This is a genomic window from Paenibacillus sp. MER 99-2, assembly GCF_023714095.1.
GTDB lineage: Bacteria > Bacillota > Bacilli > Paenibacillales > Paenibacillaceae > Paenibacillus.
In genome coordinates this window covers 519,059-530,619 of record NZ_JAMAUZ010000002.1, presented here as the reverse complement: position 1 = coordinate 530,619, position 11,561 = coordinate 519,059, and the positions used below count along the sequence as shown (strand labels likewise).

Annotated in this window: 7 protein-coding genes and 1 pseudogene; 2 read left to right on the top strand and 6 right to left on the bottom strand. The window is 44.8% G+C overall.

Annotation, left to right across the window (positions count from 1 at the left end; translation table 11 throughout):
- Window positions 1–7: 7 nt before the first annotated feature.
- Window positions 8–649 (top strand): annotated as a pseudogene (locus M3636_RS13390) (SpoVR family protein); the annotation flags it as partial.
- Window positions 650–790: 141 nt separating this feature from the next.
- Here M3636_RS13390 and M3636_RS13385 read toward each other — a convergent pair.
- The 4 genes from M3636_RS13385 to M3636_RS13370 form a co-directional block, all read right to left on the bottom strand.
- Window positions 791–3,253, bottom strand: coding sequence for an EAL domain-containing protein (locus tag M3636_RS13385; protein WP_251382850.1), 2,463 nt, complete (start codon window positions 3,251–3,253; stop codon window positions 791–793).
- A gap of 323 nt (window positions 3,254–3,576) precedes the next feature.
- Window positions 3,577–4,581: a LacI family DNA-binding transcriptional regulator gene (locus M3636_RS13380; protein WP_145409583.1), complete on the bottom strand. Its 1,005-nt coding sequence runs from the start codon at window positions 4,579–4,581 to the stop codon at window positions 3,577–3,579.
- A gap of 135 nt (window positions 4,582–4,716) precedes the next feature.
- Complete coding sequence (locus M3636_RS13375) at window positions 4,717–5,715, bottom strand: globin-coupled sensor protein (protein ID WP_251382849.1); 999 nt, start codon at window positions 5,713–5,715, stop codon at window positions 4,717–4,719.
- 463 nt (window positions 5,716–6,178) lie between these two features.
- Window positions 6,179–8,074, bottom strand: a complete 1,896-nt coding sequence (locus M3636_RS13370; RefSeq protein ID WP_128101113.1) for a PrkA family serine protein kinase — start codon at window positions 8,072–8,074, stop codon at window positions 6,179–6,181.
- Between the two features lie 359 nt (window positions 8,075–8,433).
- Here M3636_RS13370 and M3636_RS13365 point away from each other — a divergent pair, with 359 nt between their 5' ends.
- Window positions 8,434–9,282 (top strand): DUF2161 domain-containing phosphodiesterase, encoded by an 849-nt coding sequence (locus M3636_RS13365; RefSeq protein WP_251382848.1) that lies wholly within the window; start codon window positions 8,434–8,436, stop codon window positions 9,280–9,282.
- A gap of 138 nt (window positions 9,283–9,420) precedes the next feature.
- On the opposite strand, the gene M3636_RS13360 is transcribed toward M3636_RS13365, so the two are convergent.
- Window positions 9,421–10,047 carry an FMN-dependent NADH-azoreductase gene (locus M3636_RS13360; RefSeq protein WP_056698444.1) on the bottom strand — a complete coding sequence of 209 codons (627 nt, stop codon included), beginning with the start codon at window positions 10,045–10,047 and terminating at the stop codon, window positions 9,421–9,423.
- A 246-nt stretch (window positions 10,048–10,293) separates the two neighbouring features.
- Window positions 10,294–11,517, bottom strand: a complete 1,224-nt coding sequence (locus M3636_RS13355) for an aminotransferase-like domain-containing protein (protein ID WP_128101112.1) — start codon at window positions 11,515–11,517, stop codon at window positions 10,294–10,296.
- Window positions 11,518–11,561 lie beyond the last annotated feature (44 nt).

Here is an 11,561-nt window from a genome sequence, read left to right as displayed (position 1 = left end):
ACCTTAGCTCAACGAAGGCTGGGCTTCATACTGGCATCAACGCATTATACGTGAATTGGATCTAAGTAGTGAAGATACCATTGAATTCGCCAAGCTGAATTCCTCTGTCGTGCAGCCGTCCAAACAAAGCCTGAATCCATATTATCTGGGACTGAAAATATTTGAGGATATTGAGCGTAGATGGGATCATCCATCGAAGGATGAACAGGAGCGTTTGGGACGCAAACCGGGTATGGGTGGTGCCAAAATGTTCGAGGTTCGCGAATTCGATTCAGACACCTCGTTTATCCGCAATTACATGACCAAACAATTAACGGAAGACCTTGACTTATATGTATTTGAGAAAAAGGGCCCAGACTGGAAAATTACCGACAAGTCTTGGGAGAACATACGGGATCAACTTGTATTCTCACGCGTGAACGGCGGCTCTCCTTATCTCGTTGTTCAAGACGCAGACTATTTGCGAACCGGCGAGCTTGTCCTCAAACATCAATATGAAGGCATCGAGCTGGATCTTAAATATATGGAGCGCACCCTTCCTTATCTCTACAAGCTGTGGGGACGCACAGTGCATCTGGAAACCCGTGTGGAAGAAAAACCAATCTGGTTCACCTATGATGGCAAGAAGCATCATCGCAAGTTTCTCTGAGATATCCTCACTTGAATGGCTCGATGAATCCGAATGGATTTAATGATTCAGTTTCTTATGTAATCTAATATGTATGTTTAACAAATAAAGCGGCAAGTCCCTGTAGAATGACGGGGACTTGCCGCTTGGCATGAATTAATTTTAAGATTGCTCTTCTAACCGCAGTGGAACGAAAAAGTGATCTTCAACCTCTTGAGCTGGCAGAGGACGACTGAAATAGTAACCCTGAATCTCTTTGCAGTCATTCTCCATTAAGATATCCAGCTGCCCCTTGGTCTCAATGCCTTCCGCAATAACTTCCATCTTCAAATGCTGAGCCATTGAAATAATCGTCGCGACAATTGCCTGATCACTCCGATTCTCCGTAATATCGGTGACAAACGAGCGATCAATCTTCAGCTTATGGATCGGATAATGCTTCAAATAACTGAGCGAGCTGTAGCCTGTACCAAAATCATCAAGGCTAATCTTCACGCCGAGCGAGGTAAGTTCATTAAGAATGTCCGCAGATACAGAAGCGTCCATCATCATGCTCTCTGTAATCTCCAGCTCCAGATATTTGGCTTCCAGCCCGGTTTCAAGCAGTGCATGTTGCACCTGCTCTAACAGGTTAGTCTGGTGGAACTGCAAGCTTGATAAGTTAACCGAGACCGGAATGAGCGGCCCACCAGCCTCATGCCATTGTTTCATCTGTCTGCAGGCTTCCCTTAGCGTCCAGTTCCCAATCGCATAGATCATGCCTGTCTCCTCCGCGAGTGGAATGAAGACATTGGGTGCCAGAATGCCTTTCTGTGGATGGTTCCAGCGAATAAGAGCTTCCACACCAATCATCCGGCTGTCCTCCGTTCGAATCTGAGGCTGGTAATACAGCAGCATCTCATCGCGCTCCAACGCTTTACGTAAATATCCTTCGAGCTCAATTCGCTCGTATAACTCTGAATCGAGTTGGGTTGTATAGAACTGAAAGCCGTTCTTACCGTTTTTCTTCACTTCATACATAGCGGTATCTGCATGTTTCAATAAACTATCCGCTTCCGTCCCATGATCGGGGTACATCGCAATACCAATACTTGCGGTAACATAGAAGTCATTCTCTTTAAGACGATATGGTAATTGAATTGCATTGACGATTCGCTCTGCAAGCTCAGCCACGCCAATCTCGTTTCTCTGATCATTAGCGACAACTAATGTGAATTCATCCCCGCCCATACGAGCCAACATAACATTATCCTCGGCTTTGGCATCCCAGGCTTGCATCGCATCCATGATCCGAACACTAACCTCTTGCAAGAAGATATCTCCGATGGAGTGCCCCAGCGAATCATTAATCATTTTGAAACGATCGATATCCATCACCATAACCGCGAATTTATTACCTGTTAACTCAGAGGATGCCAAAGTTGCCGCCAGTACATCATCCAGCTTTCGCCGGTTGGGTAACCCTGTAAGTGAATCATGCAGAGCTTGATAAAGAATATCCTCCTGTGCCTGCTTCTCCTCTGTGACATCCTTGATCAAAATATGACTCCCCATATGTTTACCTTCGATCATCACAGGCACAACACTAATATGCAAGTCACGCAATCGGCCATCCACGACTCTCATCGTTGCGTTGTAGTTGTGCTGATCCAGAAAACCATCTGCCCAAGCCACTTGCTGAATATCGTTTTGCCAATAAATCTCAACATTATCGAGAGTATGATCAATGCGTCGATTAATCACATATTGCTCTTCAAATCCTGTTATACGAGTAACTGCAGCATTAATGCCTTTGACGTAGCCTTCTCGATCCACAGATATAATAGCATCCGAATGGTTATGATACAGCGCTTGGTACCATTGTTCATTCTCATGGATACGCTGGTCTTTTTGAGAGAGACGTTGATTGAAGAAAATACCGAATAAGGTAAAGCCCAATGTAACAAACGTACCCGCCGCAATTAGATATGCGAGCATGTCGGGGTTCATCTGCATTCCAGGGTGTTTTCCCATGACATGCCCATTATGAAATTGCGCAGCAGACATCCCCGTGTAGTGCATTCCCGTAATACCGATTGCCATGATGAGTCCACTACCCAGTTTATACACCCATGTAAACCGTGAATGTCGATGCCTGAAAAAAAACATAAGCCACAATGCGGCAAAGGAAGCCCCAGCTGCAATCAATATGGATAAAATCACCTTAGATATCTCATACGTAATTGATGCGGACATTGCCGCCATTCCCACATAATGCATACTGCTAATCCCAACAGTCATAAGCAAGCCCGCGACAATGATTTGTCTCATCGACACAGACTCTCTACCCGCGATATGCAGAGCCACACCAGATGCAACGATGGCAAGCAGAACTGAAAGTGTGACTCCACCCGTTGAATAGGAAACGTTCATTGGGAGGGTGAAGGCCAACATGCCAACAAAATGCATCGACCAAATCCCTAGTCCCATCGACATTGCACCACAGGTGAGCCATACGTTTCTTGGCATCCCCTTAGCCAAGCTTACCCGCCCTGCAAGATCAAGTGCTGCGTACGAAGCTACTGCTGCAATAATGTAAGATAAAATAACAAGTTCCGAGTTGTACGTTCCATGTATGTGCTCCACTCCGTCTTTCCTTTCAACCGGCAAATGTCTTGTATGTATGTTAAAAGTAAAAAAAGAAGCGAGTGCTCTGTCCCGGTGACAGGCACTCCCTTCACTTCATTTAACTTGTAACCACAAACTCCAGCGAGCGGATACATCACGTATCCCTAGCTATATGCACATCTGAAATCCGTTTAATATTGATGTATATAGTCTAAACGTCCTACACACGAAAATCAACACTTATTTCCATATCTATCGTCTTTCATTTTGATTACCATGACCATTGCCAAGCACAAAAAAAGAACAGCCATTGGCTGTCCTCTCTTTGTTAATATTGCCACCTATTCAGGCACAGGTGCTGTTGTATGACGAATAACTAGATTGGAAGGCTCCGTAACTACCGGGGGGGTATAGTCTGGATTCTCGACCATTGCAATCAGATACTCAATCGACTTAATTCCAATTGAATATATATTTTGATTAATGGTCGTTAGTCCAGGCTTAAACACCTGCGCATAGTATGTATTGTCAAAGCCAATAACCGATATATCCTCAGGTACACGCAGACCATGCCGTTCAATTTCTTGAATCGCTCCAAATGCAGACATGTCTGAAGCACAGACAATGCCAGTAGGATGATCCTTCAGGGCTAATAGTCTTCTTGCCGCCTTACCCCCACCATCAAATGAATAATCACATTCCTCCAAATAGATGGTCGAATATGGGATATCACAGAGGCGCAGTCCTTCTTTGTACCCGTCCAGCCTTAGATTCGCTACCGCCGATCCTAATGTACCCGAAATATATGCGATCCGGCGATGCCCGAGCTCAACTAAATGTTTAACACTCATGCCGATAGCATTCGCGTTATCTGTTGTGATATATCCAGCTCGTTTGCCAAACAAATCGGTGTCCACAAACATCGTTGGAATCTCTGCATGAATCAGTTCTTGAATACTTTGGTTTTCCCTTCCTTCGCCAAATACAACAACACCATCCACATTACGGCTACGACAATGCTTGATGAATGAGTAGCCAGGGTCATCGAAACGTGTAGATAAACGAACAAGATCATATCCACTGTTCTCCAGCGCTGTTTTGATCCCTTCCAGTAATTCCGATACAAATGGATTGGTAAACGGAACGGTTAAGAGAACACCTACTGTCCAAGAGCGACGTTTAACTAATCCACGTGCGACCACATTCGGTTGATATTTTAATAGTTCGATGGCTATATTGACTTTTTTTCTAGTTTTATCACTTACATCCGGATAGTCATTCAGCACTTTGGAAACGGTTGCAACAGATACGCCCGCTTCTTTGGCCACATCATGGATAGAAGCCATCTGATCACCTCAACCTCTTATAAATCCCCTGTCTCCGACTGCTTTCGCTAACGCATCGGCAGGTTTGTCTACCCATTATAGCTCAAAACAGCCAGAAACGGTAATACCGGTTCCAACAGGTGTATTATCTACAACTTAATGATCCAGTTTCTGCAGATCTACTGCCAATTGCTCCATCGTTGTGGCGAATACAGCCAGCTCCTGAGAACGGGATGCTTGACTCTGTGCCCCCTGTGATGTATGTTCTGATTCTTTCTGTACATGGCTGAGCTTCTTCATAATCTGTTCTAGATTAGCCTGAATCTTACCTTGCGCATCGCGAGAACTCGCTGCAAGCTTACGCACCTCACTCGCAACCACCTCGAAGCCCCGACCGAACTCCCCGGCATGTGCAGCTTCAATTGCTGCATTCAATCCTACAAGGTGACTCTGATCTGAAATTTCACGGATCAGTTCTCCCATCTTACCGATCTGATTAATCTCTCCCGTTAACTCTTCCAGCAATTTATGTGCTTGATCCTGGGAAGCTGCCGTCTGCATAGCTACATCGGAGATCGCTCGTGCATTTTCATTCAGTTCAGTGATCATACCTGTCAACTGTTGTGTAATTTGCGTAATCGCCAGCAACGTATTTTGTTGATCCGCAGCGAGATGATGCAGCTTTTCTTTTTCTTTTTTCTCATAGGCTTCCAGTACAAGCTGAGAATCCAGATTGAACATTTTGCTAAGTGCCTGAATGATGGGATGCCATGACTCTGGAATGACCTGCTGGAAAATGGTTGTCGCAATATCGAGATAGACCATATATGTACCTAAATAATAATCTTCAGACAATCCAATTCGTGAGTGTACCAGCCCAATCTCAATGCGTTGATGAATATAGGCGTCATCCACGACACCATTTGTCATCGATAACCAATACATGCGTTGTGTTTCTTTTAATCGGTCAATGTTCGAGAATCGAGCAATCAGATCCACCAGTTCAGGATAGTTGCCTACATGTCTGTAAAAGTGATCAACAACTTCATTGACTACTTTCTCAAAAACAGGCCGGTGAGCGGCAAGTAACTGCAAATCCTTGCTTGTTAGTCCAATATAATCGAGTTGTTTCTGTCTTCCTGCTGCAATACTCATAGTGATGTAATCGACTCCTTAATAAGCTATAAGAGGTTGTTCAAAAAGTCCGCTTTTGATTACGAATGATGCGCGAGCGGCATCTCAACATCGAATATGGAATTCAGCCGAAATAAGTGGATGCTTACGCAGCTTGTTTCCTTGGGAAACATGTAGTTGCTCACGTAGTTTGCCTACGCTCCGCTACTGCATTTCTAGCTTCATCCCATCTTCTCGGTACTGAAAACCGATCTTTTTGAACACGTACTATAAAAAACTTTAATTTCTAAATATTGTATAGATTATAGACTAAATGGCCTACCTTTTCATAAACCATTAGAACTATTTTGTCATAAATTTGTACTGAATTGTGATTAAACTCACTTCATTTCTACGTAAATCATGTAAAAAGGCTCTCAATCCTGCCGTGAAGGAGCCTCACAGCAGGCATTAAGAGCCTGATCCGGAATGGTCTGATATTCGGTCAGCGATTCAATAAACTGCCCACATAGCGCAATAACTCATTGGCACTCGCCGCAGTGTAGCCATGTTCCTCGATTAATCGCTTAATGACTTCGTTCATTCGTTTTAACTGCGTCGCATCCGGAGTTTTCGTTGAAGTCGTAATCTTGACAATGTCTTTCAGATCAGCAAACAGCTTTTTCTCAATCGCTTCACGCAGTCGATCATGACTGCTATATTCGAACTTGCGCTCCTTGCGGGAGTATGCCGAGATTCGGATCAAAATCTCTTCCCGGAACGCTTTTTTCGCATTTTCGGAAATCCCAATCTGCTCCTCAATCGAACGCATCAAGCGCTCATCCGGATCCATCTCCTCATCTGTTAATGGATCTCGAATTTTGGACCAGTTGCAGAAAGCTTCAATATTATCAAGGTAGTTCTCAAACAATGTTTTTGCAGATTCCTCGAATGAGTAAACAAACGCTTTTTGTACTTCTTTCTTGGCAAGCTCGTCGTATTCTTTGCGAGCCAGAGCGATAAAGTTCAGATAACGCTCACGCTCTTCTTTGGAGATGGAAGCATGCTGATCCAGACCGTCCTTGATCGCTCGCAGAATATCCAGCGCGTTAATGCACTGAAGATTTTGCTTAATCAGAGCACTGGATATCCGGTTGATGACGTACCTCGGATCGATTCCCGACATCCCTTCATCCAAATACTCATTTTGCATTTCACGCAGATCCGCTTCCTTGTATCCTTCAACTTCCTCGCCATCATACATCCGCATTTTCTTAACCAGATCCATGCCTTGTTTCTTCGTTTCTTTCAAACGGGTAAGTATGGAGAAAATGGCTGCTGTTCGCAGAGCATGCGGCGCAATGTGAACATGCTTCATGTCACTCTGTTGAATCAGTTTCTCATAAATTTTCTCTTCCTCAGACACCTTCAGATTGTAAGGTATCGGCATTACAATCATCCGGGATTGCAGAGCCTCGTTCTTTTTGTTGGAAATAAACGATTTGTACTCTGATTCATTCGTATGTGCAACAATCATTTCATCTGCACTGATCAATGCAAATCGTCCGGCCTTGAAGTTACCCTCTTGCGTTAACGATAACAAATTCCAGAGGAATTTCTCATCACATTTCAGCATCTCCTGAAACTCCATGAGCCCCCGGTTCGCTTTATTTAATTCCCCATCGAATCGATAAGCACGCGGGTCAGACTCGGAACCGAACTCGGTAATGGTGGAGAAATCGATGCTTCCTGTGAGGTCTGCGATATCCTGAGATTTCGGATCAGATGGACTGAAGGTTCCGATCCCCACCCGGTTATCTTCCGAAATGACGACTCGTTCCACCTTCACGCGGCTAATATCTCCACCATATTCTGTACGAAGCCTCATTTGGCAGGAAGGGCATAGGTTGCCTTCAATTCGAACACCTATTTCCTTCTCTACTTCTGGACGAAGCTCCAGTGGAATGAGATGTAAAGGCTCCTCATGCATTGGGCATCCCTCAATGGCGTACACTGCACCCTTTTCTGTACGGGAGAACTTCTCCAAGCCACGTTTCAGTAACGTCACCAGCGTAGATTTCCCTCCGCTAACGGGTCCCATAAGTAATAATATCCGTTTACGTACATCCAATCGGCGTGCTGCTGAATGGAAGTATTCTTCAACTAGCTTCTCAATGGAACGATCCAAGCCAAAAATCTCTTGTTCAAAAAACTTGTATCGTTTTTGTCCACCCACTTCTTCCACGCCGAACGATTCAATCATCTGATATACTCGTGCGTGAGCCGTCATTGCCGGAGTCGGATCTTCTCTCAGCAGTGCGATGTAATCCTCAAATGTTCCGTTCCATGACAAACGGTCACTCTCTGCCCGATGTTCCGCAACGCGTTCAAAAATATTCATGCTTGGTACCTCCCATGGCTCCTTTAGTGTGATTGTCAACCATTCCGAATGGTATGAAGAAATCAATAGAATTGCGGCTCCTGCTTGAATACCCATCTGCGGTCCGGATTAGTCCCGCCACCCTCTGTCCAAACGTCTGATATTGTTGTGAAAAGTGTATTACATACCTATGCGGCAAATTGGATAAGTTGACCTCTTTTTTTCAATTCTCAGGTCTTAATTTTACCCTTTCCTTGTTCTATCAGACATCTTGACCCTCAGAAAAAAAAGAACGAATATGCTATAATAAAGGTTCTAATTCAGGAAACCGGACAGCACTTAGTAAGGCAAAGGATCTTCTTTGGAAAGGAACGGCGAGGATGGCCATACAATACGAAACCGAATTATATCCACCTGTAAAAGCATTCTTCGAGAAGCGGGGGTACACCGTGAGAGCTGAAGTCAAACATTGTGATCTGGTTGGCATCAGGGCTGATGAAGACGTGCCTCTAATTGTGGAGATGAAGAAGTCCTTCAACCTGTCACTCCTTCTACAAGGGATGCAGCGATTAAAACTAAGTCCAAACGTATATTTGGCTGTAGAGCGTAATCGAAGCAAACGAGGCGCGGTAAATCAGCGCTGGAGTGAACTGACCGCAGTCTGCACTAAACTGGGACTTGGCTTGATCGCTGTTACGTTCTACAAAACCAAATCGCCTCTGATTGACGTCCTCTGCGAACCGCTCACACTAAATCATGCGCTCCCCTCAGCTTCTCGTAAAGGCGGAGTAAGACGACAGCGGCTTCTAAAGGAATTCGATGAACGTACCGGGGATTACAATACAGGGGGGAGCACACGCCAACCCTTGATTACAGCTTACCGCGAAAAAGCATTACGTGTTGCTGCTGCATTAAGGAACGAAGGTGAAGCTTCGCCAGCTATGATAGTGAAACAAACAGGAGTCGGTTCGACCGCATCGATTCTGCAGAAAAATTATTACGGCTGGTTCGAACGATTATCCCGGGGGAAATACATTCTTACTGTTAAGGGAATTGAGGCTCTTACAGCGCATGCACATATGCTTAATCAACAGGATCTGCTAGAACGTCGCATGAATGAGCTCGAATGGAGTAACGATTCGGGGGGAGCCTTCTCTAATGAGGGTGAACAGGAGCCGGAACATGTTGCTGAAGAGGTATTATCCTATATAGCTGGAAAAGAGGACTGAACTACGGGACGAACAAGCCCGTTCGTTGTATTCAACCATGATTAGAAGCCCCGCATTATCGCAGCGGCGTTATAATAAAAAGAGCCTGTCGTTTCCTTATAAGGAATGACAGGCTCTTTATAATTAATATCGTTTGAATTAGAAGCTGTTTGCTACTTCAGCAGCCAGTTTCAAACCAGCATTAACGATATTTTCGGAGTTATCAGGGGAAGCATTGTGTCCTTCAACGATAACCAGTTCAGGGTTTTGGATACCCCAGAAGTTCAATACGTTGGTTACATATTTAACGGACATTTCTACAGAAGCCATAGGCTCTACAGAATATACGCCACCACGTGCGTTCAACAATGCTACTTTTTTGTCGCCAACCAGACCTACAGGGCCTTCAGCAGTGTATTTGAACATTTTACCAGCTTGGCTCAGGTAAGAGATGTAGTTTACCAATGGAGCAGGAACTGTGAAGTTCCAGAGCGGGAATGCAAATACAACTTTGTCAGCTGCCAAAAATTGATCTTGCAATTGTGCAGCAAGTGCAGCTGCTTTTTGTTCTGCTGGAGTTGCTTCGATACCGTTAGCTGCTTTGTAACCACCAGTGATTACATCGTTACCGTAGTAAGGGATATCTGTATTGTAAAGATCCAACTCAGTTACTGTGTCACCTGGGTGGGATTCTTTGTATGCACTCAAGAATGCATCATACAATTTAACGCTCACTGCTTGATCCGCAGGGCGGTCGTTTGCTTTAACAAATAAAATATTAGCCATGTTTGGTTTCCCCCGTTAGTTTAAAATGATAAGTGCTATAGGCACTAAATTAAAATTGCCGCCCTATTTATAAGGGCACAACTTATTAATACACATTATATATAAAAATGTTAGTGGATGCAATAACGTAATTACTTCGGACGCATATGGAATAGAACCCGCAGCCTGAAATGTACGTATAACAACCATCTCAGGCGCAGATCCAATTTTTTGCTTCTATATATTTGGTTATTTTCTATTGTTCAATTAACTACGTGCCGTAAATTCGGCAATGGACTCGCTGATTAGGTTCATGCCAAGTAACAGCTCATCTCGACCAGGATGACTGAAGTTCAATCGAATATGACGGTGGTCTTGTTCTCCTGTAGAACAGAGAGAGCCTGGTAAAAAAGATACACCTTTTAACAGAGCAGCTTTAAGCAACGCCCCGCTATCTAATCCTTCAGGTAACTCCACCCATAAATACATGCCCCCTTGGGGTATATCGTAGTTGGAGCCCTTCCAGCCAGGTCTCTTCAACAATTCCAGCATCAACTTAAGCCTGGTCTTGTATTCCCGGTTCAATAATGATAAATGATCGGTCCAGCGAAAAGGAGAATGTGCTAACAGTTGATACAACAGTCGCTGATTCATTGGGCTGGATTGTCCATCCGCAATCCGTTTCACCGATGCCATTGCCTGAATTAAGGCTGGATGACCTGCTGCCCATCCTGTACGTAATGCTGGCGCAACCGTTTTGCTGAACGAACCAATGTACAAGACATGTCCACCCTGATCTGCTGTATCCAATGCGAAGAGTGAGGGGTACTTGCGATAGAAATCCTCCGTCTGCAGTCCATCAAAATGCAATTCACCGTACGAATCATCCTCTACAAGCAGCACACCATAACGAGAACATAAGTCCAATACCGCCTCGCGCCGCTCCATGCTCCATAACGCACCCGTGGGATTACAGAAACTAGGTGCAGCAAAAAGCAGCTTCGGCCTCACCTGCTGCATATGGCGTTCCAATTGATCCGGCAATATCCCATCAGAGTCACCCATAACAGGTACAATAGTAGCTCCTTGCATCTCCAAAACTTCGAGGCAGCCTGGAGATGTGGGATGTTCAACTAGAACAGAATCCCCCGGCTCTAACAGCAGCCTCATGACGAGATCAATAGCCTGCTGTGTTCCTGTGGTTAACAGGATCTGCTCAGGAATTGTTCGGATGCCTTTACGCGTGTTCCAGTCCTTGTCCAGCCACTCTCTTAGCGGTCTGTATCCTGCCGGCTCACCATATTGAAGTGCAGAGGGACCCGAACTAAATACAGACACAGCCGCTTCTTCCAGCAGTTTAAACGGGAACAGTTCCTCTGCTGGCAATTCCTCCGCTAGAGAGATGAAATAATCCTTGTCAGACATTTTGCGAATATCTCTTAGCGGTGAAGACAACAGTCTGTTTGTACGGGAGGCGAAGAAATATCTCATTGGTCTCGTTCTCCTTTCGTCCCTATTCCAAGCTATGCACATAG

Coding starts and splice junctions, on each gene's coding strand:
- M3636_RS13380 (WP_145409583.1), bottom strand. CDS start 4,581: ATGGCTTCTATCCATGATGTGGCCAAAGAAGCGGGCGTATCTGTTGCA.
- M3636_RS13375 (WP_251382849.1), bottom strand. CDS start 5,715: ATGAGTATTGCAGCAGGAAGACAGAAACAACTCGATTATATTGGACTA.
- M3636_RS13370 (WP_128101113.1), bottom strand. CDS start 8,074: ATGAATATTTTTGAACGCGTTGCGGAACATCGGGCAGAGAGTGACCGT.
- M3636_RS13365 (WP_251382848.1), top strand. CDS start 8,434: ATGGCCATACAATACGAAACCGAATTATATCCACCTGTAAAAGCATTC.
- M3636_RS13360 (WP_056698444.1), bottom strand. CDS start 10,047: ATGGCTAATATTTTATTTGTTAAAGCAAACGACCGCCCTGCGGATCAA.
- M3636_RS13355 (WP_128101112.1), bottom strand. CDS start 11,517: ATGAGATATTTCTTCGCCTCCCGTACAAACAGACTGTTGTCTTCACCG.